Origin of the sequence: Bacillus infantis (assembly GCF_020171945.1) — a bacterium.
Lineage (GTDB): Bacteria > Bacillota > Bacilli > Bacillales > Cytobacillaceae > Bacillus_AB > Bacillus_AB infantis_A.
Genome location: NZ_JAIVAP010000012.1, coordinates 105,117 through 129,752, shown reverse-complemented (window position 1 = coordinate 129,752; position 24,636 = coordinate 105,117). Strand labels below are relative to the sequence as shown.

General features: G+C 46.7%; 24 protein-coding genes. All 24 read right to left on the bottom strand.

Translation table 11 applies throughout. The features are described 5' to 3' along the window. Positions 1-15: 15 nt before the first annotated feature. The 24 genes from LCM00_RS16465 to mraZ all read right to left on the bottom strand — a co-directional run bounded on the left by LCM00_RS16465 (position 16) and on the right by mraZ (position 24,635). Positions 16-687: a YggS family pyridoxal phosphate-dependent enzyme gene (locus LCM00_RS16465; RefSeq protein ID WP_224904094.1), complete on the bottom strand. Its 672-nt coding sequence runs from the start codon at positions 685-687 to the stop codon at positions 16-18. Next, complete coding sequence (gene pgeF, locus LCM00_RS16460; RefSeq protein ID WP_224904092.1) at positions 688-1,515, bottom strand: peptidoglycan editing factor PgeF; 828 nt, start codon at positions 1,513-1,515, stop codon at positions 688-690. 72 nt (positions 1,516-1,587) lie between these two features. Beyond that, a complete protein-coding gene (locus tag LCM00_RS16455; RefSeq protein ID WP_224904090.1) occupies positions 1,588-1,857 on the bottom strand; it encodes a YlmC/YmxH family sporulation protein in 270 nt (89 codons plus the stop codon). A gap of 426 nt (positions 1,858-2,283) precedes the next feature. After that, positions 2,284-3,063, bottom strand: coding sequence for an RNA polymerase sporulation sigma factor SigG (gene sigG, locus LCM00_RS16445; RefSeq protein ID WP_224904088.1), 780 nt, complete (start codon positions 3,061-3,063; stop codon positions 2,284-2,286). A gap of 146 nt (positions 3,064-3,209) precedes the next feature. Continuing rightward, on the bottom strand, positions 3,210-3,929 hold the full coding sequence (sigE, locus tag LCM00_RS16440) for an RNA polymerase sporulation sigma factor SigE (RefSeq protein ID WP_224904086.1): 720 nt from the start codon (positions 3,927-3,929) through the stop codon (positions 3,210-3,212). A 44-nt stretch (positions 3,930-3,973) separates the two neighbouring features. Next, on the bottom strand, positions 3,974-4,912 hold the full coding sequence (spoIIGA, locus tag LCM00_RS16435) for a sigma-E processing peptidase SpoIIGA (RefSeq protein WP_224904084.1): 939 nt from the start codon (positions 4,910-4,912) through the stop codon (positions 3,974-3,976). A gap of 267 nt (positions 4,913-5,179) precedes the next feature. Then, positions 5,180-6,346 carry a cell division protein FtsZ gene (ftsZ, locus tag LCM00_RS16430; protein WP_224904083.1) on the bottom strand — a complete coding sequence of 389 codons (1,167 nt, stop codon included), beginning with the start codon at positions 6,344-6,346 and terminating at the stop codon, positions 5,180-5,182. Between the two features lie 41 nt (positions 6,347-6,387). Then, positions 6,388-7,668 carry a cell division protein FtsA gene (ftsA, locus tag LCM00_RS16425; protein ID WP_009791190.1) on the bottom strand — a complete coding sequence of 427 codons (1,281 nt, stop codon included), beginning with the start codon at positions 7,666-7,668 and terminating at the stop codon, positions 6,388-6,390. 126 nt (positions 7,669-7,794) lie between these two features. Next, positions 7,795-8,154 (bottom strand): small basic family protein, encoded by a 360-nt coding sequence (locus LCM00_RS16420; protein WP_009791189.1) that lies wholly within the window; start codon positions 8,152-8,154, stop codon positions 7,795-7,797. Further along, positions 8,154-8,885: a DUF881 domain-containing protein gene (locus LCM00_RS16415; protein ID WP_404802169.1), complete on the bottom strand. Its 732-nt coding sequence runs from the start codon at positions 8,883-8,885 to the stop codon at positions 8,154-8,156. The genes LCM00_RS16420 and LCM00_RS16415 overlap by 1 nt, the downstream gene beginning before the upstream one ends. A gap of 48 nt (positions 8,886-8,933) precedes the next feature. Further along, positions 8,934-9,650, bottom strand: a complete 717-nt coding sequence (locus tag LCM00_RS16410; RefSeq protein ID WP_224904081.1) for a DUF881 domain-containing protein — start codon at positions 9,648-9,650, stop codon at positions 8,934-8,936. Then, positions 9,613-10,404, bottom strand: coding sequence for a cell division protein FtsQ/DivIB (locus LCM00_RS16405; protein WP_224904080.1), 792 nt, complete (start codon positions 10,402-10,404; stop codon positions 9,613-9,615). Before LCM00_RS16405 ends, LCM00_RS16410 begins: the two co-directional genes overlap by 38 nt. 203 nt (positions 10,405-10,607) lie before the next feature. Beyond that, positions 10,608-11,516 carry a UDP-N-acetylmuramate dehydrogenase gene (gene murB, locus LCM00_RS16400; RefSeq protein WP_224904079.1) on the bottom strand — a complete coding sequence of 303 codons (909 nt, stop codon included), beginning with the start codon at positions 11,514-11,516 and terminating at the stop codon, positions 10,608-10,610. Positions 11,517-11,570: 54 nt separating this feature from the next. Further along, the gene (murG, locus tag LCM00_RS16395; RefSeq protein ID WP_224904078.1) at positions 11,571-12,674 is read right to left on the bottom strand and encodes an undecaprenyldiphospho-muramoylpentapeptide beta-N-acetylglucosaminyltransferase; all 1,104 of its coding nucleotides are present in this window, start codon (positions 12,672-12,674) and stop codon (positions 11,571-11,573) included. A 280-nt stretch (positions 12,675-12,954) separates the two neighbouring features. Next, entirely contained in the window at positions 12,955-14,055 is a 1,101-nt protein-coding gene (gene spoVE / locus LCM00_RS16390; protein ID WP_148973840.1) for a stage V sporulation protein E, read from the bottom strand. 109 nt (positions 14,056-14,164) lie between these two features. After that, a complete protein-coding gene (gene murD, locus LCM00_RS16385; protein WP_224904077.1) occupies positions 14,165-15,517 on the bottom strand; it encodes a UDP-N-acetylmuramoyl-L-alanine--D-glutamate ligase in 1,353 nt (450 codons plus the stop codon). Beyond that, positions 15,518-16,492, bottom strand: a complete 975-nt coding sequence (gene mraY, locus LCM00_RS16380) for a phospho-N-acetylmuramoyl-pentapeptide-transferase (RefSeq protein WP_224904075.1) — start codon at positions 16,490-16,492, stop codon at positions 15,518-15,520. Between the two features lies 1 nt (position 16,493). Next, positions 16,494-16,640, bottom strand: a complete 147-nt coding sequence (locus LCM00_RS16375; protein WP_224904073.1) for a hypothetical protein — start codon at positions 16,638-16,640, stop codon at positions 16,494-16,496. A gap of 85 nt (positions 16,641-16,725) precedes the next feature. Continuing rightward, complete coding sequence (locus tag LCM00_RS16370) at positions 16,726-18,186, bottom strand: UDP-N-acetylmuramoyl-L-alanyl-D-glutamate--2,6-diaminopimelate ligase (RefSeq protein ID WP_224904071.1); 1,461 nt, start codon at positions 18,184-18,186, stop codon at positions 16,726-16,728. 323 nt (positions 18,187-18,509) lie between these two features. Beyond that, positions 18,510-20,426 carry a stage V sporulation protein D gene (locus LCM00_RS16365; RefSeq protein WP_224904069.1) on the bottom strand — a complete coding sequence of 639 codons (1,917 nt, stop codon included), beginning with the start codon at positions 20,424-20,426 and terminating at the stop codon, positions 18,510-18,512. 94 nt (positions 20,427-20,520) lie between these two features. Next, on the bottom strand, positions 20,521-22,764 hold the full coding sequence (locus LCM00_RS16360; protein ID WP_224904067.1) for a penicillin-binding protein: 2,244 nt from the start codon (positions 22,762-22,764) through the stop codon (positions 20,521-20,523). Continuing rightward, positions 22,761-23,120, bottom strand: coding sequence for a cell division protein FtsL (gene ftsL, locus LCM00_RS16355; RefSeq protein ID WP_224904065.1), 360 nt, complete (start codon positions 23,118-23,120; stop codon positions 22,761-22,763). Before ftsL ends, LCM00_RS16360 begins: the two co-directional genes overlap by 4 nt. 92 nt (positions 23,121-23,212) lie before the next feature. Further along, positions 23,213-24,145, bottom strand: a complete 933-nt coding sequence (gene rsmH / locus LCM00_RS16350) for a 16S rRNA (cytosine(1402)-N(4))-methyltransferase RsmH (RefSeq protein ID WP_224904063.1) — start codon at positions 24,143-24,145, stop codon at positions 23,213-23,215. A 58-nt stretch (positions 24,146-24,203) separates the two neighbouring features. Then, a complete protein-coding gene (gene mraZ, locus LCM00_RS16345) occupies positions 24,204-24,635 on the bottom strand; it encodes a division/cell wall cluster transcriptional repressor MraZ (RefSeq protein ID WP_224904061.1) in 432 nt (143 codons plus the stop codon). Position 24,636: the final 1 nt, after the last annotated feature.

Sequence of the window (24,636 nt, the reverse complement as noted above, 5' to 3'; positions counted from 1 at the left end):
TTTTATACCTCCTGCTTATTCTCGGACAAGAGCAGTTCCGATCCGGACCATGGTGGCCCCTTCCTCCACTGCAATTGCAAAGTCATTGGACATGCCCATAGAAAGTTCCTTGCAGGGCGCATGTGCAAGGTTTAAATCCTGGATATCCTTCTGCAGAGCTTTCAGCGTCCGGAAACAATGCCGCAGTACTTCCTCATCGTCCGTCAAAGGGGCCATCGTCATCAGCCCCGCAGCAGAAATATGAGGATAAGACTTCAGTTCTTTTACAAACGGAATCACTTCTTCAGGGGAAAGCCCCTGTTTTGATTCTTCACCGGAAGCATTGACCTGTATCAGGCATTGGACTGTTTCTTCTGCCCGCTTGTCTATTTCTTTCGCCAGGGAAAGCCTGTCCAGTGAGTGGATATAATCGGCAATGCCGATGATATTCTTGACCTTCCTGGTCTGCAGCGATCCGATGAAATGCCAATGGGCAGCATTGCCAATCTCTTCGTGCTTGGCAAGCATACCATCATCCCGGTTTTCGCCGAGATTGGCAATTCCGGCAGACACCGCCTCTTTCGCTCTTTCCGTGGAAACATATTTTGTTACAGCAATAATGGTCACTTCTCCAGGATTTCTCCCTGACCTCTTACATGCTTCATCTATCTTTTCCTGAATAGCCTTAAGATTTTCTTCTACTTTCATCTAGCTGCAGTCAGCCTCCTTCCAGCCTATGTAGCTCATCATCCTGCCAGTCTTCCCCCCATCCCTGCGATGGGAAAAAAAGTATTCCTCATGGCAGCTGGTGCAGTAGCCGGATACGATTATATTCTCTTCCCGGACGCCTGATTTCATGAGAAGCTGTTTGTTCACTTCTTTCAGATCAAGCTGGTATTGATTCTCTTTTATTTGATTATATGGTTTTTTATCGACATCTTCTAGTCTATTTTTCACTAAATTGACAACTCTGCTGTCGACAATATAACATTTTTCGCAAATGGAAGGCCCGATCGCCGCCAAAATGTCACCAGGTTCGATTCCTTCATTTTTAAAGACATCGACCATATTTTCGGCAATTCCTCCGACAGTCCCTTTCCAGCCGGCATGCGCAGCCCCTATCGCCCCTGAATCAGGATGTATGAAATATAGAGGGACACAGTCCGCAAAACAGAGAGTTAAAAGCAGGCCTGGCTCAAATGTGAAAAAGCCATCAGTCCTCCTGAATGCCTGGCCGTAATCCGATGCGCCTGTTCCTGCATCTTCCTTTGATACCTTCCGTATATAGGTTTCATGGGTCTGCTCTGCCCCAGTCCATGCTGGCAATGGAAAGCCGATTGCATCAGAGAAAATTTCCCTGTTGCCGCATACCGCCTGGACTGAATCATTCACATGGAGGCCAAGGTTGAGGCTGCTGTAGTCTCCATTGCTATTCCCTCCATTTTTTGTGGAAAAACCTGCAGCAAGGCCCGGGAATTTATCCGTCCAGTCTTCAATGGAAAAATATCTGCTTTCCTTTAGTACAAATGGCTCCATTTATCGTTCCTCTTCGTGTTTTTCTTTAGTTTATCATAATAAATGTTCGTGTTACAGAAAAAAGGAGGAAGCTTATGCATCCTCTTCTGCCTGTTTGAGTTCTTCTGATATTTTATAGCGAACAAGTATGACGTCCTCGCCGATTTTTAAAATATTTTTCCACGGAATGATGATATCCTCATCTTTTCCAAAGAATCCGAGGACTTTTCCAGCTCCGCTGATGATGACCGCTTCAATTTTGCCGCTCATCAGATTGATGTCAATATCTCCGATGTTTCCAAGTTTTTTGCCATCTGCCACATTTACTACGTCCTTGACCTGGAATTCTGATATCTTAACCATGGTCCACCCCCGCCATTTGTTGCTTACTTGATTATATGTTGCGGAAGGATGGAATATTTTGATTTGATGGGGGGTTTTAGGGAAATATCCATAAAAAATAACTTTGGGAAGGAAAAAAATAAGATTTTAGTTTTTCACCATAGGTTTCTGCTTTGCAATGAGCTGTTGATTTCCGTTGCAGGCACTTCGCTTTCCGTGGGGCGGCGCTAAGCCTCCTCGTCGCTGTCGCTCCTGCGGGGTCTTAGCTTTGCCGCTGCAATCCCACTGGAGTCTTCGTGCCTTCCACTGCAATCAACAGGTTTTCATAATTTTTTAGGCTTCCATTTAACCTCCGGTATAAACAAATTGATTCCCCATTCTATTCATAAGACAAGCCAGCATGAACACTTATAAACCCCAAAACAAAAAGCTGCTTTTCAGCAGCTTTCAGCTTTGGATATTTTTGTTCATTTGCTTGATGGCGGCTTTTTCAAGGCGGGAGACCTGGGCTTGGGAGATGCCGATTTCTTCGGCTACTTCCATTTGGGTTTTGCCTTGGAAGAAGCGCTTTCTCAATATAAGCTTTTCTCTTTCGTTAAGTCTGCGCATGCCTTCTTTGAGGGCAATTTCTTCAATCCATTGAATATCTTTATTGCGCTCGTCGCTCAGCTGGTCCATGACAAATATAGGATCTCCCCCATCATTATAGATGGGCTCGAATAGTGAAACGGGATCCTGGATCGCGTCAAGTGCGAACACAATTTCTTCATGGGGCACTTCAAGCACCCTTGCTATTTCCTCTGCCGACGGTTCCTTAGAGTTTTCACTCATGAGCCGTTCCCTGACCTGCAAAGCCTTGTAAGCTATATCCCTCAATGACCTGGAAACCCTGATTGGGTTATTATCCCTCAAATACCTTCTGATTTCGCCGATGATCATTGGAACAGCATAGGTGGAGAACTTTACATTCTGGCTTAAATCAAAATTATCAATAGATTTCATCAGGCCGATACATCCTACCTGGAATAGATCATCAACAAATTCGCCTCTGTTATTAAAGCGCTGGATGACACTCAGGACCAGCCGCAGGTTGCCATTGACCAGGCACTCCCGGGCATATGTATCACCTTCATGCATTTGCTTGAAGAGTTTTCTCATTTCTTCGTTTTTCAAAACGGGAAGCTTTGATGTATCAACACCGCAAATTTCTACTTTATTTCGAGTCAATCCATTTCCCTCCTCACAGGAGCTGCTGTACAAAAAACAGTATCTCCCCGGAAAGGAAAAATATGCACACACCGATTCCCCATTTGACCATGGAGAAACGGCATGTACAGCGTGAACAGGGGTTAAGCGGGATTTTAAAAATTATTTTACACCATTTTGTTGAATTCCTTTTTCAATCTTTTGATAATTCTCTTTTCAAGCCTTGATATGTAAGACTGTGAAATGCCAAGCATGTCAGCCACATCTTTCTGTGTCTTTTCCTCGCCAGACCCAAGACCGAAGCGAAGTTCCATAATTTGCTTCTCTCTGTCGGTCAGCTGGTGAAGAGCCTTTAAAAGGAGTTTCTTATCTACATTTGCCTCCAGATCCTTTGTGATAATGTCCTCCTCGGTTCCCAGCACATCTGACAAAAGCAGCTCATTCCCGTCCCAGTCAATATTCAACGGCTCATCGAAGGAAACCTCCGACCTGATTTTATTATTCCTTCTCAGATACATCAGTATTTCGTTTTCAATACAGCGGGATGCATAAGTGGCAAGCTTGATTTTTTTTTCTGGATTAAATGTATTGACCGCTTTTATTAAGCCGATGGTTCCGATGCTGATCAGGTCTTCAATATTGATGCCCGTATTTTCAAATTTCCTCGCAATATATACGACAAGGCGGAGATTTCTCTCGATGAGCATTGATCTTGCAGCTTTATCGCCTTTGGGGAGCTTGATCAGAAGAACTTCTTCTTCTTCTTTTGAGAGAGGAGGAGGGAGAGCCTCGCTGCCGCCTATATAAAATATTTCATCTGTCTTGAGCCCAAGCTTGATCAGCAATTTAGACCAGTAATAGGAAAGGCGAAACTTCAAACTTTTCATGAGTAGTCCTCCTTCTAAATTATGTTTTTCCGAGTATAGTATTATTAACTTACCTTTTCCGCTGATTCTGCTTTGCCGGCACCTGTCATCATCTTTGGATGGATAATGCAGTCAAATGCATCATCACTGGAGAGCTGCTGCATCGTGAAGGAGATGAGCGCCTTGCCTGCCAGGATTTTTTCTTCCCCCCTTTGGATGATGATTCTGTCCGGCTTCATGGCAATAATGAGCTGATGTTCTTGTCCAACCACCTTGCAAGGAAGAATTCTCATCCGATTTTCCCAGTCAGGCGGGATTCTTGCCTCCCCCATCAGGAAGGGTTCAGGGTCCTGCGAAACGGCGAGGAGAACTTCCGGAAGCTTTTCTGCCATCCCTTTTAGGGATGCAATCATGACTGGAGTCCTGGATATGGGATCATAAAGCTGATTGCCCGTGTCTACAAGCCCTTTGAAGTTCAGGTCAATCCCATTGATGGAAATGCAGACCTCGGCCAGCTGGTCATATTGGATATTTGCCATTTCCATGTTTTCTCCATGCTTCCGTGAAAAATGCCAGGCTGCAGGAAATCCAAAGATGACAAACATCCAGCTGATCGGATCCCCAAATCCCTTGACACTTCCCAGCAGAACGGCTGAAGAAAGCTCAAAATCAAACTTCACAAAATAATGGGCACCTATCAAAGTCCCTCCAATAAGGAATGTTGCCATATAAAATGTAACCAGGCCTTTAACGAAATAACCGGCCCTTTTATATCCGAAGGCAAGGACGACCATGACAATTGAAAATAGCAGCTTTGATAACGGATGACCGGAAATAGAGTGAACCGGTGTCACTGCAAGCAGAACAATCAGTGAGCCCGCAGCCCCGCCCGCCAGTATCCGCCAAATAGAAACATCCCTTTTCAGGAAGATCGCAGTGAGATACAGCAGGAGGCTGTCAAAAAGAAAGTTCAGCAGCCAAATGATATCCAAATAAATAGCCAATCCAGCTTCACTCCAGACATATCCGGCAAATCTGGCCCGGATGGAAAAACTGATTTTTCATCTATCTATTAATCTTATGGAAAAGTATACCCCAGCCATATCATTAAAGTGTGTCACTTTCTGTAGCCTCTTTAGGAGAATTTTTCACTATTCCCTTCGTTTTTTGTCAGTATTTTGTTTTATATGCTTGTCTAAAATATACGGCTCAATCTTAAAAACCAAAATTAAAAGGCGCCTCATATGAGGCGCCTTTTCAGCGAATCTATCTTATCTTCTTCTATTGCGGTTTCTCAGGAAAGTCGGGATATCCAATGTTTCTTCACCTTGTGAAGACTGAGACGATGAGTTCCTTACAGGCGGCTCATGGCTCTGCTCCTCACGCTTTGGCTCCCTGTCCCTGTCCCGGTTATGGGAAGGTGAATGCGTCTGCTGCTGTTTAGGCTGGCCGAATGATGGGCGTGCCGGTTTAGGCGCGGCCACTTCTTCATTGAACCCAGTAGCAATTACAGTAACGACGATTTCGTCTTTCAGGTTTTCATTGATAACAGAACCGAAGATCATATTGACATCCTGGTCTGAAGCGGATGCTACGATATCTGCAGCTTCCTGAACCTCATAAAGGCTCAGGCTCGAACCGCCGGTGATATTCATCAGGACACCCTGTGCACCGTCAATGGACGTTTCAAGCAGCGGAGAAGAAACAGCTTTCTTTGCCGCTTCTGCCGCACGGTTTTCTCCTGAAGAGACACCGATCCCCATCAGTGCAGAACCCTTGCTTGACATGATGGTCTTTACATCAGCAAAGTCAAGGTTGATCAGCCCTGGAGTGGCAATCAGGTCGGATATGCCCTGAACACCCTGGCGAAGCACATTATCCGCTTCCCGGAATGCTTCAAGCATCGGAGTGCTTTTGTCTACAATTTCTAATAGACGGTCATTCGGGATGACAATCAGAGTATCAACTGCTTCCTTCATGGAAGCAATTCCGCCTGCTGCCTGTCCGGCACGCTTGCGGCCTTCGAATGTAAACGGCCTTGTAACGACCCCTACAGTCAAAGCGCCCAGGTCCCTTGCAATCTGTGCAATGACAGGTGCAGCTCCAGTTCCTGTACCGCCTCCCATTCCGGCAGTTACAAACACCATATCTGCACCTTTCAGTGCTTCTTCGATCTGCTCTTTGCTTTCCTCAGCAGCCTTTTTGCCTACTTCCGGATTTGCACCGGCACCCAGTCCGCGCGTCAGCTTTCCGCCGATCTGCATTTTCACTTCTGCTTTCGAGAGGTTCAGTGCCTGTGCATCCGTATTAACTGCGATGAATTCTACGCCTTGAACGCCGTGTTCGATCATGCGGTTTACCGCATTATTTCCTCCGCCGCCAACGCCGATAACCTTTATGGTCGCTAGTGAATCTAAATTAGTGTCAAATTCCAACATGACAAATCCTCCTAATTCGTCGATATTCCTTAAAGCACTGTTTACTCGAAAAAGTAGCCAAGGAACTTTTTAACTCGTGATGTAATCTTTTCTTCCGGCTGTTTTTCCGGTCTTGCTTTTGGTTGCGGTTGTTTTTGGACGCGTTTCTCCTTCGCCTCGTTTACCTGGGCAGGCTCTATCTTCCTGCCCTGAAGCCTTGCATTTTTATATGCAAACTTGATCAGGCCGACTGCTGTTGTATACTGCGGCTCCCTTACGCCGATATAATCCGGAATGGCAATCCGGACGCGGTTCTGGAAAATGATCTGTGCCAGCTCCAGGATGCCCTGGGTGTTGGCTACTCCTCCTGTCAGGACATAGCCGCCAGGCAGGTCGCTGACTCCCAATCTCTTAATCTCATTCTGTATCAGATCGAAAATTTCTTCCATCCTTGCTTCAATGATATCAGAAATTTCAAGCTGATTAAATTGCTGGTGCTGATCGCTCCCGATAATCGGGACACTGAAGACTTCATCTTCAGAAGCATGGTCATAAAAAGCATAACCGTATTTTGTTTTGATTTTTTCGGCATCCTCTGTAGAGGTCCTGAGGCCAATGGATAAATCCTTTGTGATATGGTCCCCGCCGACAGGCAGTACAATCGTTGCTTTCATGATTCCCTGCTCGAACAGGGCAACGGTTGTAGAGCCGCCGCCCATATCGACCAAGGCCACTCCGAGATTCATTTCGTCCTTTGAAAGTGCGAATGCCCCTGCAGCAAGCGGCTGGAGCGTTATGTCCAAAATTTCAAGCCCTGCTCTTTCAACACATCTCAGAATATTATGTAGAATTGTCTTAGAACCCGTTATAATAGTGCCTTCCATTTCCAGGCGGACACCAATCATGCCCCGCGGATCGTTTATTTCGTTCAAACCGTCTACAATGAATTGCTTCGGAATGACATCCACAATCTCTCTTTCAGGAGGGATGGAAACCACCTGGGCGGCATCGATCACCCTTGCGACATCTTCATCTGTAATTTCCCTGTTATCACTGGAGACAGCCACTACTCCATGGGAAGGCTGGAGCATGACATGATTTCCGGTGATGCCGACGATGACCTGCCTGATCTCCATCCCTATCATTCTCTCAGCTTGTTCGATTGCCTTTTTTATAGAATGAACGGTTTCATCTATATCAACAATTGAGCCTTTGCGCAATCCTTCAGACTTTACATTGCCTACACCGATAATGTTTAAAGAGTCGTTGACCATTTCACCAATGATTACTTTTACACTGGATGTACCGATGTCAAGACTAACATAAATTTCATTGCTGTTCATTCTCTGGCACCTCCTTTTGCAAATACAATTATTGAACAACAATAATGCCAATTTTTAGTTTTATCTTAAATTAATATAATCATTTAAATTATTCGGCAAAACTAATATATTTCCCTTTATTCTATCTTAACTTTTTTCTACTTTTTCTCGGTTCGACCATTTGGTCAGAATAATTCTCCGAATGACCGCTATGTTTTGGAAAAGCCTTACGCCAAACGCAAAAACAGCGGCTAAATACAAGTCTACACCAAGATGAACCCCCAGAAAAGCTAAAGATGCTGCCAGCAGGATGTTGAAGAAAAAGCCGGATACAAATACCTTTTCATCGTATATATCCTGCAGATGCGCACGGATGCCCCCAAACAGGGTGTCAAGGGCAGCCAGCACTGCAATCGACAAGTAATTGGAGTACTCATCAGGGATTCTGAAATCCGTAAGAAGGCCCAGTATGGCACCGATAAGCAAACCCAGTACGGGAAGCCACATTAAGAACTGCCTCCTTTTTCAGATTCTGCAGGCTCCATATTTTTCACCCGGATCGTGTCCTGGTAGGCTGGGATAACAATATTCCCCTTTGGCTTAAGGATAGTGACCCTGAGGTTTTCGACGAAGAATTCTTCTGCCGATTTGGATACCTGCATCTGGTTATAAAGCTTTTGAGCTGACTGCATATCTTCTGCAGACGCTCTGACTTCAATCGGCAAAGAGCTGATTGCATGGCCATCGATTTTGGTCTCGCCATTAATGTCGCGGATGACGGTCGTGTTAATGATCCTGTGCCCGTCAATTGATATTTGCTCCGCATCATACATATTCAGCTCATTGACCAGCCTTTTAAGCAAATCAGGCGATACGTCGCCAGGTGCATTGCCCAGGAGTGCTTCTTCAACAGCAGGCTCAATGTGGATGATAAGCCCCGGACCCTTTACTTCCGTCAGGCCGGCTTCCTCTTTAAGCTCACCCAGCGTTTCCTTCAGCACCTCTTCTTTGCTTTGTTCCCGCTTATTTTCATATTGAGCAAGCTTCAGCTCGTTTGATCTGATTTCCCGTATCAGCCTCAGCTGAATTTCCTGTTCTTTCCGCAAGTCCTCCCTAAGCTGCCATGTATCGCGGGTATCCCTCACAACCGGCTCTTTGACAGATTGGAACTGCACCGCAATCATAAAGCCGATCACAGCGGAAATAACCGTAAAGCTTATGATCTGATTCCTTTTCACGATTTCCACCTTACTTTCTCCTGCTTCCAGTAAGTGGATCAGCCGTATTCAATTCCCCAGATTGGGTACCATTTCGATTTCAGCCTTCTCCTCCAGCGAGAACTGGATATTCTCATTAACCAGCGAATCCTTGACTCCGCCTGTAAGGTTGAGCGCTGAAGAAAGAACCTCCGGATCGCCGATTGCTTCAATAACAAAAGGTGCCGGATGCTGCTTTCCATCAATTTCAATGACAGGGCCATTGCATAGAATATAAGAGTCATGGGAAAGTCGCTGGCCGTTTACCGCAACAGCTGATGCACCAGAGATATAAAGTTCATTGATAACCTTAAAAACATGGTGTTCATGGACAATATAGCTGTTTACATTAGCTTCGCTGGGATTATAATCCCCGTCAGCCAATGTGACCTCCACCCCTTTGCCCTTTACACCGACTTTCCCAAGATACATCCTGTATTTTTCTGCATCTTCTGCCAGGTTGAAATATACCTGTGCCTCTTTTGACAGATCTTTTTCAAATTGAAGAACCTGTCCCTGTTTGCTGTCCAATTCCTTCTGCAGCCTGCGGTTGCGCTCTTCCATGCTGATAAGCTGGCTTCTTAGGGCTGAATCGCGTTCCCACTGGCTTCCTGTCATGTCAGCTTCCTCGTTTTCACTTTTTGTAAAGTGATAGGAAAATGAAAGCATATAGCCGAGAACAAGGAGCACCAGTGAAAGCACGACCCGCTTACCTTTCACCTTCTTCTTCTTCTCCACGGCTATCATCTCCTTCCGGACCGTAGGCTTTAAAATAAGAACCTACTTCCAGATCAATCACACCGCTGACCCCAGGGTCCAGCTGGCTGATGATTGAAGGATAATGCGCCATCTTTTCTGAAAAGCTCCGCAATGTTGCACTAACTTCGAACCCGTCATTCATATATAGCGTAATATGATACTCGTCCGTTTTTTTAGGAGAATAATGAATCTCCGAAATTGCGTTCAGCACCTCTCTCGGAAGGCTTTCCAGGCTGTCTATCATCTCAAGGAGGACGTCGCCCTCCTTAAAGCCGAGCAGCAGCGGTGCATTAACTGGAATGTCTGTAATTTCCTGTTTGCTAAGTATCATCCCGTTTTCAAGTACAGGCAAAAAGCTTTTTTCTTTTGCTATGTAGGCAATGCGATTATGCTCAGCTACCTTAATTACAACCGTATTGGGGAGGCGGGTTTCAATTTCGGCCCCGCTGATTTCAGGCAGCTCTTTCAGTCTACCCTCAATTGCCCCCTTATCAACCTTCCAAATATTTGTTTTCTTAGAAAGGCCGCTTACGGCAATCAATTCTTCTGTCGTGTATGTCTGATTTCCGCTGATGCTGATCTCTTTTACACGGCTTAAAGGCGACTGGAAATATATCACAAAAACAATCATAGAAAAGAATAAAAGCAATAAAACTATAAGCCTGCGGTTCGCTTTTTTCCTTCTTTGCTGCTTCAGTTTGGGAATTCGATCCTCCAGCGAGACTACGTTCCCTTTCTCCATAACCTTCACCTCACTATAAAAGCTTTAGCCGCATAATGCCAATAGCCTATCAGCATGGCAGGCAGCATAACGTTTTCGTCAGACGGAAAGCAGAATAGGCACCGGCATATCCAAATGCCGGTGGTGCTTCTGCCGGCTTTTAAAGGTTATTTCTAAGGAAATATTATATCACAATAAATGGCAGCAGTAAGGAGAATTTCCTGTTACTTTCGGCCGATAATTTCCACTTCTGTTTCCATTTTAACCTTAAATTGGGAATAGATAGTATCTTTGACATGCTCGATCAATCCAAGTACATCTTCAGCCGACGCACTGCCGGCATTTACGATAAAGTTTCCATGCAGCTCGGAAATTTTCGCCCCCCCGATGCTGTGGCCTTTTAAACCTGCAGACTCAATCAGCTGGCCGGCATACTGGGGAAGCGGATTGCGGAAGATGCTTCCTGCACAAGGATAATTATAGGGCTGTGTTTCTTTCCGGTAATCCTTGTTTTTTTGCATCTCTGCCACAATGCTATCCTTCTCTCCTTCCTGAAGGCTGAACACGGCCTCAAGCACGATCCCTGGCCGCTCCTTCTGAAGAACTGATGTACGGTAGGAAAATTTCATTTGCTCATTGGTGAGCCATTCCATTTTTCCATCTTCAAAGAGCACGAAAGCTTTCTTGAGGATCTTAGAAATATCAGAGCCGTGGGCGCCTGCATTCATATAGACCGCACCGCCGACCGAGCCGGGGATGCCGCTTGCGAATTCCAGGCCGGAAAGGCCTTTCCGGCTGATCTGGACGGATAGGCTCACGATAGAGAATCCTCCTCCAGCAGTTACCTCAGAACCGTCCACTTCAAGTTTATCCAATCCTGGGCCAAGCTTAATGACGGCCCCTTCAATCCCTTTATCAGATACAAGCAGATTCGATCCCCTGCCTATTACCCTCCACTTGATGTCATGTTCACGGATAAGCTCCATTGTTTTAATAAAGTTGTCTATAGATGAAGGTTCTACAAACAAATCGGCGGGGCCGCCTATTTTCATGGTTGTATGGTTGGCCAAAGGTTCATTTTCTTTCACTTTTCCAACCTGCATATCTTTAAGCCTGCTGATCAATTCGTCCATATATACCTCCCTTTCCATTCTTTTTACTATCTTATGTCTTTTAAGCTCTTTGGGCTACTGGCCCTTCTTTCGGACAAGGTCTTCCATGACGCGGTGCAGCCTTCTGGCCGCATCCGGTATCCCCAATTCCCTGGCCGCTTTTTTCATATCCTTCAGTTTCTTCTCATCAAGGAGAATCCCGTCAATTGAAGCGACAAGCTTCTTGCTGGTCAGTTCCTTTTCAAGCAGCAGTTCTGCTGCCCCGTTTTCAGAAAGGGCCCTGGCATTTTTCTCCTGGTGATTGTTGGTCACATAAGGGCTTGGCACCAGTATGCTCGGAATCCCAAGTGATGTCAGCTCAGCAAGAGTGGTCGCCCCCGCCCTTGCCACTGTCAGATCCGTACCAGCCAAAACTTCCGGCATATTATGGACAAATGGCTTTATGATCACATTTGGCGGATTGCCGACCAGCTCTACCTCTTTCCTGACTTCCTCATAGTGCACTTCTCCAGTCACATACAGTACCTGGTAGGGCTTATCCTGCAGTTCGGCGAGCGATTTCAGCACTGCTTCATTGATCGGCCTTGCCCCCCTGCTGCCCCCAAAAATTAAAACAGAAGGGATATTTGTCTTCAGTCCGGCTGAAAGCCTGCCTTTGACAGGATCCTGGCCAATCACTTCAGAGGCGCGGGGATTTCCGGTCAAAACAACCTTATCCGATGGAAAGAATTCTTTTGCCTCTTCAAAACAGACTGCTATTCTATCGACATATCTGCTCAGGAATTTGTTGGTCAATCCCGGGACACTATTTTGCTCGTGTATGATTGTGGGAATGCCAAGCTTGGCAGCTGCATAGACAACAGGGCCGCACACATAGCCGCCTGTGCCGATGACAATGTCTGCTTTGAAGTCCTTCAGCATTTTCCTGCTGTCAGCTGTTCCTTTCAGGAATCTGAATACAGTTTTCATATTTTCAAAAGAAAGCTTTCTTTTGAAGCCAGTGATATGTATGGATTTGAACGGGATGCCTTCTCTTTCCACAAGAGTGCTTTCCAGCCCCTTTTCAGTGCCTATATATAAAAACTCTGTGTCTTTATGCTCTTTTTGAATTTCTCTGATCAAAGCGAGTGCAGGATATATATGCCCTCCTGTACCGCCTCCGCTGACTGCAATTCTCATGACTTTCACCTCAAAGAAGAGTGTTGGTATTTAACAGGCATTATAGCCTTAAAGGGGTGGCAGCACAAAGTCTCCCTTAAAAAACACTCTCACGCTTTACCCCATTCTACTATAATCTAAACGGCTCTAATAAGCCATAACATTAATGTCATGCAAATGTAATAAAAATGCTGAAAAAATCTGGATCGCCACCCTGATTATTGAAGGTGCAGGAATGGTACGATTCTTCCTTTAACAGACCCAGCCCGGAAAGTAAAAAGAAACCCTGTCGGAAACAGGGTCAATATCTCGCATGCCGGCTTATATTCAGGAGGACTCCGATTGCCATCAGCATCAGAGTGAGGGATGAACCACCATAGCTGAGGAAAGGAAGTGTAATTCCTGTTACCGGCATCAGCCCGGTAACAACCCCGATATTGATCATAACCTGGATCGCCACCATCGCAATGATTCCGACGGCAAGGAAGCTGCCGTACAGATCAGGTGCACCAAGGGCAATCCTTATCCCCCTCCAGAGGAGGAGCGAAAACAATAAAAGCACGAAGGAACCTCCGATGAAACCCAATTCTTCTGCCAATATTGCAAAAATAAAGTCCGTCTGGGGTTCAGGCAGATAAAAAAACTTTTGCCTGCTCTCCCCCAAACCAAGCCCGAAAAGCCCGCCTGGCCCTATTGCATATAATGACTGGATAATCTGGAACCCGCTCCCCAGCGGATCTTCCCATGGATCAAGGAATGATGTGATCCGCTTCATCCTGTAAGGAGCTGACAGCACCAGCCCAGCAAAGCCGCCCAGACCGATAAGTCCAAGAACAGCAAAATGGCTTATCTTCGCCCCAGAGATAAATATCATGACCACACAGGTCCCGATCATAACGGTTCCCGTTCCAAGGTCAGGCTGAAGCATAATCATCCCAAATGCCAGAAATGCGAGCCCAAGGGAAGGTACGAGCCCCTTGCGGAAGGAGGTGATCAGCTTTTGCCTTTCGGAAAGGTATTTAGCCAGGAATGCAATCATCGCAAGCTTCATGAATTCGGATGGCTGTATGGAAAATGCACCGACGCCGATCCAGCTCCTTGATCCATTCCTTACATTTCCCACCCCGGGAATCAGAACGAGAACCAGCAGTACAAAGCAAATGATCACAATTGCCTTGGCCCAGGTCCTCCATGTCCAGTAATCGATATTCATGATAAAAAACATGGCCATGATGCCTGCAGCTGCAAAAAGCATCTGCCTCTTTGCAAAGAAAAAGGAATCATCAAACTTATACTCTGCCCAAATGGCACTGGCGCTGTATACCATAATGAGGCCGACTGCCAGCAGAGTAAACGTGACTAAAATCAATATAAAGTCCGGAGTAGATCTTTTTGTGGGCAACAGAATACACCTCGAATGCAAGTTTTAGGGCCTGCATGAGCATGCATTCTTGTTTGCAGCACAATGAAGATGCAGTCGCTCCCGGACGGGAATCGCCCGGGACAAGCCCTTACTTAAGCTTATGCACCGCATCGATAAAAATGTCTCCCCTGACCTCAAAAGTTTTGTATTGGTCCCAGCTTGCGCATGCCGGCGAGAGGAGGATGACATCGCCCGGCTTTGAAAGCCTGTAGGCGGCGGGTACGGCGCTAGCAACATTATCGACACGCATGATCGATTTTATTCCCGCAAGCTTTCCTGCCTCTTCTATTTTTCCTGCAGTCTGCCCAAAGGTGATCAATGTTTCTACATTGCCCAGTGAAGGGATCAATTCTTCAAACCCATTGCCCCGGTCGAGACCGCCGGCCAGCAGTATGACAGGAACATCAAAAGCGGCAATGGCATTTTTCGTAGCGAGTATATTCGTAGCCTTAGAGTCATTGTAGAATTTCCGGCCATCCACTTCACCGATATACTGAAGTCTATGTTTGACGCCGGCAAAAGTGGACATGACCTTAAAGATCGCTTGATTATCCACGCCTGAAAGCTTCGCGGCTGCAATCGAAGAAAGGATGTTCTCTAAGTTATGGTCTCCAGGAAGGGATGCGTCCTCCCGCTTCATGACAGGCTCCCCATTAAAACAGATCCAGCCATCCTTTACACATGCCCCTTCGTCAAGGACCCTGCTGACAGAGAATGGCACAATCCGGGCACGGCTTTTTCCTGCAATTTGGACGACGGCCTCCTGGTCTGCATTGATAATAAAATAATCTTCTTCTGTCTGGTTTTTTGTAATATTGGCTTTTGCTTCAAAGTAATCATGCCTTGTCCCATGATAATCCAGATGGGCATCATACAGATTTGTAAGAATCGCAATTTTCGGCCTGAAGGCCTCTATGCCCATCAGCTGGAAGGAAGACAGCTCAATGACAATGGTATTGTCGGATTTTGCACCTTCTGCGACACTGGTGGCAACCGTCCCGATATTCCCCGCAATCAATGGCGACTTTCCGCCTGCTTCCAGCATTTCATGGACAAGGGTTGTCGTTGTCGTCTTCCCGTTTGTACCTGTTATCGCGATAAATGGCGCTTCGGAAATCTGATAAGCAAGCTCCACTTCTGTAATGACAGGAATCCCGCGCTCCATGGCCCCCTCTATCATTGGATTATGATATGGGATGCCCGGGTTCTTGACAATGAGTTCAAAACCTTCATCCAGCAGCTCTATCGGATGGTCTCCGCATATAACCTTGATCCCCTGCTCAAGCAAGCCCTGGGCTTCCGGATTTTCAGATAAAGGCTTCATATCGTTCACAGTGACAAATGCCCCCAGCTTGTGCAGCAGGGAAGCTGCACTCACCCCGCTCTTGGCGAGTCCGAGTACAAGAATTTTTTTATGACGGTAATTATCTATCTGTTTCAATTATAACCACACCTCGATATAGATTCCCAGGATTGCAAACAGGAGCCCGACTGTCCAGAAAGTCACTACTACGCGCCATTCCGACCAGCCGACAAGCTCATAATGATGGTGAAGGGGACTCATTTTAAAAATCCTCTTGCCGGTTGTTTTAAAAGATATTACCTGCAGAATAACAGAAAGCGTTTCAATGACAAAAACCCCGCCGATGATGATCAGGATGATCTCAAGCTTCGTCAGGATGGCAACAGTTGCAATCGCCCCCCCAAGGGCAAGCGAACCGGTATCGCCCATGAAAACCTTTGCCGGATGGGCATTGAATACAAGGAATCCCAGGACAGCACCTACAACAGCAACTGAAAAGATCGACACTTCAAATTGGGACTGGTTCCAGGCCAGAACAGCAAAAGCCCCGAACGCGATTGCCGCCGTACCGGAAACAAGTCCGTCCAGCCCGTCCGTCAGATTGACAGCATTTGAAAAGCCGACAAGCCAAAAAATGATGAACAAAGCATAGCCCCAGCCTAAATCAATGGACAGATCTGTAAATGGAATAGAGACCTCTGTTGAGAATTCATTTGTTTGAAAAATAAAATAAAAAATGAGCGATATGATAATCTGGCCCAGCAGCTTTTGCTTAGAAGTAAGGCCAAGATTCCTTTTTAGCGCCACCTTGATGAAGTCATCAAGAAAGCCGAGAAGCCCAAAGCCCAGTGTGACCAACAGGACCATATATATCTCCGCTGTAGGCTCCGCAAACTTGCTGGACATCACCAGGGTTGTCACAGTGACCGAAAGCAGAATCATGATTCCGCCCATTGTCGGCGTACCGGTTTTTTTCTGGTGCGATTGCGGTCCTTCCTCCCGGATGCTCTGGCCGAATTTCAGCCTTCTAAGGAAAGGAATGAAAATGGGAGATAGTAGGACTGTTATTAAAAAACCCATCAGGATTGTCAGAAATATTGCCTGCTCCATCATTTTATTCCCCTCCTTCCTTTAATGGACGCTCATTCATTACTGCAATATCATATGTAGTGAGCCTGTCATTAAGACTTTTATTTTCTATTTTATGGTTATGGGCAGCCATGCCGCATTCGGCACCGCTGGATTGATTATTATTCATCATGATCAAAAGCCTTTCAGTATATCTATTTATTATTTCTTATTGAGCATATTCAGCGGAGCAGCAGCTTTCCCGGCTGCTGCCCTGTTTATCTGTTCAGTATAGCTTCTCTCGCTGCGGTCCTGTCGTCAAAGTCAAATGTCTGCCCGCCAATCTGCTGGTAAGTTTCATGCCCTTTGCCTGCTATGAGAATCACATCTCCTTTGCCGGCAGCACCAACACTGTATGCTATTGCCTCTTTGCGGTCGGCAATCATTGTATAGTTTCCTTCGGGAACGCCTGCAGCCATATCTTTCAGAATTTCGTCCGGATCTTCGCTTCTCGGATTATCCGATGTAAACACCGCATCTGTTGCAAGCCGGCATGCAATTTTAGCCATCAGGGGCCTTTTGGTCCTGTCCCTGTCACCGCCGCAGCCAACTACGACAAAAATCCTGCCTTCAGCAAACTCTTTTACCGTTTCCAATGCATTTTCCAGACTGTCAGGAGTATGTGCATAGTCAACAATCACAGAAAAATCCTGTCCGGCATCCACTGTTTCAAATCTGCCCGGGACACCCTTGACGGTTGAAATGGATTCCAGGATAGCTCCGAGCTCAAGACCGGAAGCCAGGGCTGCACCAACTGCAGCCAGCACATTATACACACTGAATTTGCCGATCAGCTGCATGGCAACAGGGTGCACGCCAAATGGACTGATAAGGTCGAATGTAGTGCCTCTGGCATCCATCCGGATGTGCACAGCACGCAAATCCGCTTCATTGTCGATTCCGTAGGTCAGAATCTGCGCGGCAGTCGATTTCCTGTATTCAGCGCTTGCCGGATCATCGGCATTCAGTACAGCATATTTAGGCTTATTGTGGCAGAATGCACTCCCAAGCTGAGCAAACAGCAAGCCTTTAGCCCTTCTGTATTCGTCCATCGTTTTGTGATAATCCAGATGATCCTGTGTCAGATTTGTAAAAACGGCCACATTGAAATCGCAGCCATGGACGCGCCCCTCATCAAGGGCATGGGAGCTTACTTCCATGACAGCTGCTTCCACCTTCTTTTCGACCATGGAAGCAAAGGTCTTCTGCAATGTAAGGCTTTCCGGCGTCGTATTCTTTGTTTCATGCGTCTCGCCGGCGACTTTTGTATACATCGTCCCGATGAGTCCCGTGATTTTGCCTGAATCAGCCAAAATCTTTTCAATAAGATGGCTAGTCGTCGTTTTCCCGTTTGTACCGGTGATCCCGATCAAATGCAGCTGCTGGCTCGGCTGGCCGTAGAAAGCATCCGACAGAACAGCCATGGCCCTTGCCGTATCCCTGACAATGATTACAGGAACATTCAGCGGAAGCTCCCTCTCAGCCAAAACGGCCGCCGCCCCGTTCCGGACAGCTGTTTCTGCATAATCATGGCCATCAACGGTAAAGCCCTCGATACAGATAAACAGGCTCCCTTTTTTCACTTGCCTGCTATCATTTTCCAAGGATACAATTTCAGGATTATCTCCACCAAATGGTTTAAAAGGATGGAGATAGTTAAGCAGTGTATGTAATTTCAATTGAACCCATTCCTCTCATTCCGCAGGAAAGACAGGCAGTATCAGCCTGCATCATCCCCTGCCGTTTTGCTCAGTCGGCCACGCAGCGGATCTGCAGCCGCATTTTTCATAGCTGTAAAAAGCAGCTGTATGCTTTCCCTAAAGCTCTCAGCCAAAATAATTCCTGCATGGCGACTTATATTTTACATGATTATTCTTGTTTTAGCCATTTAGTAATGAAAATTTAAAGAAAAACTTCCTTTGCCTGAAGCAGATGAGGGAATTCCCTTTTGCTTCTTATCAAAGAAAACGGGCAGCGCTGTCCGGCCGCCCGCATCCTGCTCTTATTTATCATCAAAATACAGCCTGATTGTAGAGCCTTCCTTCAGTTTCACACCAGGCTGGGGAGTTTGCCTGACGACTGTCTCTCCTTCACCGCTCCCGTCGATCTTCAGATTGACAAGCAATTCGCCGAGCTCCTTTTTCGTGATGCCAACTAAATCGGGCACCTCCACCATTGGCGTATCCAGCCATGTCAGTTCTTTTTCAAGCTGATCCTTTCTCGGCTCAACACCCATTGCCCTGAGACTGTCACCCATGATATTCCCGACAATCGGCGCGGCGACAACCCCTCCAAACTGGATCGTGCCCTTAGGATTGTCCACTGCCACATAAACCACAAGCTCAGGATCATCCGCAGGGGCAAAGCCTATAAAGGACACAATATGATTGTTTTCGAGATATCTTCCGTTTTCCGCCTTTTGTGCCGTTCCGGTTTTGCCGCCGACCCTGTATCCATCTACGAACGCTTTTTTTCCGGACCCTTGAGCCACTACGCTTTCAAGTGCAAGGCGTATTTCCTTTGAAGTTTCCTCTGATATGACTTTCCTCTTAGCCTCAGGGGTTTTTCTCATCACGATTTCACCTGAAGCAGGGTCAACCAGTTCTTTTGCTATAAAAGGTGTATACAGCGTCCCGCCATTGACGGCTGCTGATATTGCTGCAACCTGCTGGATCGGCGTGACGGAAACACCCTGTCCGAAAGCAGTGGTCGCCTGCTCGACCGGACCGACATTATCCAGATTGAACAAAATCCCTTTTGATTCACCCTGAAGGTCTATGCCTGTTTTCGTGCCAAAACCAAAGTCTTTAATATATTTGAACAGTGTGTCCTTGCCAAGCCTTTCTCCCAGTTCAACAAATCCCGGGTTGCAGGAATTTTGGACAACTTCCAGGAATGACTGGCTTCCATGCCCGCCTCTTTTCCAGCATCGCAGCCTCGCGCCTCCTACCTCGGTAAAGCCCGGATCATGGAAATGATCTTTCTCAAGGTCTACCTTCCCCTCTTCAAGGGCAGCTGCAAGAGTGATGATTTTAAAAGTGGAACCCGGCTCGTATGAGCTCCAGACCGGCAGGTTCCGGTTGTATATATCCGGCGCAACGTTCCTGAAGTTGGCAGGATCAAAGTCCGGCCTGCTTGACATAGCGAGGACTTCCCCTGTATTTGGATTCATGGCAATGGCTATGATGCCGTCCGGGTTATAGGCCGCCTCTGCAATATCCAGCTCCCTCTCGACAATCGTCTGCACCTTCGAGTCGATCGTCAGCTTCAGGTCCATCCCATCGACCGGCGGTTTATAATCATCCGCCATATCATTCATCCGCTGTCCTTTTGCATTTGCGTAAAATTTGACAGAGCCTTTCTCGCCCTTCAGCTCTTTGTCATAAAAAAGCTCCAGCCCCATCAGCCCCTGGTTATCAATCCCGGCAAATCCGAGCACATGTGATAGATAATTTCCAAAAGGGTAATGCCGTTTGGAGTCCTCGGCGATATAGACCCCAGCCATTCCCTCTGCCCTGATTTCTGTTGCTTTTTCATGGGAAATTTTTCTGCCCTCAGGTATTTTCACACTTGATGCCTGCTTGGTGATCAGCTGAAACGCCTTTTCCTTAGACATATTCAGTATGGCGGCCAGCTTCTCTGCCGTATCATCAGGATCCTTTACCTGCCTTGGAACTACATAGACCGTCGGTGCACTGACATTGGTTGCCAATGCCACACCATTGCGGTCGACAATTTCTCCCCTTTCCGGCTCAAACGGGATGTCCCGGCTCCACAGCTCTTTAGCTTCATCCGTCAGCATGCTGCCGAGGAAAAACTGGACATATCCAAGCCGGATATCAATGATGAAGAAAATAAGTATGCCTGCCAACAAAGCAATGGTCAACCGCTTCCTTACGGTAACATTTGAAACGCGCATGAAAAACGAACCTCCTTCAATTATGGCTCGTTCAACTATATGCTTGTACCAATACAAATAGAACGCACCGCCTAAAGCGGTGCGCCCTTAAATGTTAATCCAATACTTCTTCCTCTTCAGCTTCTTCCCCGCTGACAGCTTCTTCCTTTTCAGCCGCTGACCGGCTGTATTGCTCCAGAGGCGTTTCAAAGTCCACAATCAAGAACTCGCCTTCCTTGACTGGAGACCCAGGGGATAGATTCTGCTTGACTGCAAAGCCGCCGCCTACCGTATTCAGCTTCAGGCCGGCAATTTTAGCTGTCTTCATAACATCCCTCATGGACCAGCCCTGCATATCCGGAACATTCAAAGTCCCGTCCGTTTTAATGACGACCCGTTCACCTTCGAGTATAGAAGCTCCCGGTTCCGGAAGCTGTCCCGTTATTTTGCCGCCCTTCCCGATCACCGCCGGCACAAACCCGGCGCTGGTCAGCTTTTTGGCAGCAACTTCCGCAGAAAGGCCTGCAACATCCGGAACCTCTTTTGCTTCGACCTTCGTCTGCTTTGAAGGTTCTATATTTAAATATTGAAGGCTGTTCTGCATAACCGGCTTGAAGATCTGCGATACAGGCAGAGACCCTTTCACGTAATCATCGATTTGCGGCTGCTGGACTGCCACGTACATGACCAGCTCAGGATCTTCTGCCGGCGCCATGCCCATGAAAGAGAAAACATAGTTCTCAGGCCCGGTCAAATATCCGCCTGATCCCGGAATCTGTGCGGTTCCGGTTTTCCCTGCAACTTTATAGCCTTCCAGATTATATTTTTTATAGCCTGTCCCTTTTTCTGCTGAAACCACTGTTTCAAGTATATCAAGGACTTCCTTCGCCGTTTTTTCGGAAATCGGATTTCCGGCGCTTTCAGGCTTTGTATCCTTGATCACTTCTCCTGTTGATGAATCCACGATTTTGTCAATCACATGGGGCTTCATCATCTGCCCTTTATTCGCAATGGCGGTTGCTGCCTGGATCTGCTGGATCGGCGTGACAGCCGTCCCCTGTCCGAAAGCAGTGTTTGCCTTTTCAATCGGATACTGATAGGCGAATTTAGCACCTGTTTCATTCGGAAGGTCTATTCCGGTAGGATTATCAAACCCAAACCTGGTCAGATACTTTCTGAAAGCATCAAAGCCAAGCTGCTCTTTGGCAATTTTTGCAAAAGCGACATTGGAGGAGCGCTGCACCCCTTCAAGATAGGTGATTGAACCCCATCCCCGTCCATAGTTATGGTCACGGACAGGCCTTGACCCCTTGTCAACCACATATGTCCCTGACTCATACCAGGCATTGGGATTGAATGCCCCTTCTTCTATAGCAGATGCCAGCGTGAAAATCTTCATGGTAGACCCTGGCTCAAAAGATGTCTCGATTGCCTCATTATACCAATCATCCTCAAGGCCTTCCCTTGTCTGCGGGTGGAAGGACGGCCGCTGAGACATAGCCAGAATATCCCCGGTCTTCGGGTCAGCCACAATCGCCACCATTTTCTTCGGATTATATTCCTTCTGGACACTGTTCATGCTGTCTTCCAGGAATGTCTGGATCTTTTTATCAATCGTCAGATAAACATCATTTCCATCCTTGGCCGGTTTTACCTTTTCGTCAGTCCCCGGGAGCAGATATCCCCAGTGATCTTTTTCATAGGTTACCTTCCCATTGATGCCGCTCAGGACGGTATTCAGGCTTTTTTCTATCCCAAGCCTTCCGACTGCCGGCGTTCTGTCCGGCTTATCCTCTTCAGTTTCTTCCGGCTTTTCAACATAGCCCACCAGATGGGATGCAAACATTCCATTTGGGTAGAATCGCTTGATTTCCGGCCGGAAAGAGATTCCCGGAAGCTTCAGGTCCTCGATTTCCCTTTTAAGCGAATTGGATATATTCCTGCCTGCCGTCCCGAACTCCACCTGTTTGGCACCAGGCTTTGAAAGAATCCTCTTAATCTCGGATTCTTCCAGGTCAATTACTGTGGAAAGCTCCCTTGCCGTTTTATCTATGTCCACTACGTGCTTAGGCTTCTTCTTGTTGACAGTCATATCCTTGTCAAGGATGGCAACCAGCGTGAATGAGCTTGCATCCTCTGCCACTACATCGCCGCCCCGGTCATAGATGGTTCCCCTTTTCGCTTCAAGCACACGTTCATTGGTATATTTCTGCTCCGCTTTTGCCGCGAGGGGCTGCCCGCCCGCTTCTCCTGTTATTTGAATTGACACAAATCTGTACAGCAAGACAAAAAAGAGCAGGCTGAATATTACAAATAATATCGCTGCTCCATAATTGATATTTGGCTGTTTCTTCATCATTTATCCTGTACACCTCTGACATTTTCATTGAGTGTCAGACCGAGAGATTTTGCTTTTTCGAAGATGCGCTCGTATGTACTAAGCTCGCTGATTTGCATTTCAAGCTCGCGATTTGATTTTTCCTTGTCCTGAATAGAGGCTTGGATGTCCTGGATATCTTTGTTCATCTCATAAATGGCAGCCTGGTTTGAAATGATGTGAACAGCGCCAAAACAGACAATGGCCCCGAAAACGACACCCATTATTTTTTCGCCGGGCGAGAGCCACAGGTTTTTAATCTTAATCTTCTTCACCTTAACAGCTGTCTTGTGCTGCTGTACTTCCTCCTGCTGCATTTTCCTTGCCAAGTTGCTCATTATATCCCTCCTGTGATCATATGGCCGGACATTGCCAGGCCTTTATTTTATATTGGGGCAAGCTGTTAAGCTTGTCCCCCTTTTCAGTTTGGTTACAGTTTTTCTGCGACCCTCAGCTTTGCGGACCTTGCCCGGTTGTTTTCTTCCAGTTCTTCTTCTGACGGAAGAATAGGCTTCCTTGCAACAAGCTTAAGCACCGGCTTAAATTCGTCTGGAATGATCGGCAGGCCCGGAGGCAGCGGTGGAGTCTCACTCGCTTTCTTGAAAGTCACTTTGCAGATCCTGTCCTCAAGCGAGTGGAAAGTAATGACACTGATCCGGCCGCCTGGCTTCAGAATTTCAATTGCCTGCTCAAGCGACTTCTCAAAAACGCCAAGCTCATCATTGACAGCAATCCTGATTGCCTGAAAAATCCGCTTGGCAGGATGGCCGCCTTTTCTTCTAGCTGGTGCCGGTATAGCTTCTTTTATCAGTTCAACCAGCTGGTAGGTCGTCTCAATCGGCGCTTTCTCCCTGGCCGCTTCAATCTTCCTCGCTATTTGCTTGGAGAACTTTTCCTCTCCATACCGGAAGAAAATCCTGACAAGGTCTTCATACGGCCAATCATTCACCACTTCATAAGCAGACAGGCTTGCATCCTTATCCATCCGCATGTCAAGCGGTGCATCGTGATGATAGCTGAATCCCCGCTCAGGTGTATCTAGCTGCGGTGAAGATACGCCAAGATCGTAGAGCACACCATCCACCTGTGTGACTCCGGCCTTCTCCAGCTCTTCCTTTAAATAAAGGAAATTGCTTTTTATTATAGTGATTTTGTCTCCATATTTACTGAGCTTCAATTGTGCATTTTCAATGGCTGTCTCATCCTGGTCAAAAGCATACAGCTTACCCTGGCTTGACAGCTGTGTCAGAATCAGTTCACTGTGCCCGGCACCGCCCATTGTGCAATCGACATAGACGCCATCCGGCTTAATAGCCAGGCCGGCTACCGTTTCCTCCAGCAAAACTGTTTTATGATCAAACATACTTGTCCACCTTCCAATCGAATCAACGAGGAATTATTATACTAATAAAACATTCCCATTATATATCAAACCCAATCATATTTTCTGCAATTTCAGCAAAAGATTCCTCTGACTCTGCAAAAAAATCTTCCCAAAGATGTTTGCTCCATATTTCGATCCGATTGGAAACGCCTACTATAACACATTCCTTTTCCAGCTTCGCATATTGCATCAGGGGACTGGAAATGTTAATTCTTCCTTGCTTATCGAGTTCACATTCAGATGCACCGGAAAAGAAAAAGCGGGTAAACGCGCGTGCATCCTTCTTTGTCAAGGGCAGCCCTTTCAGCTTGGTTTCAAGCTGCTTCCATTCAGAAAGCGGATAGCCAAACAAACATTGATCAAGCCCGCGTGTCAAAATGAACATATCGCCCAAGTTGTCACGAAACTTGGCAGGCACTATCAAACGGCCTTTTGTATCAACATTATGATGGTATTCGCCCATGAACATG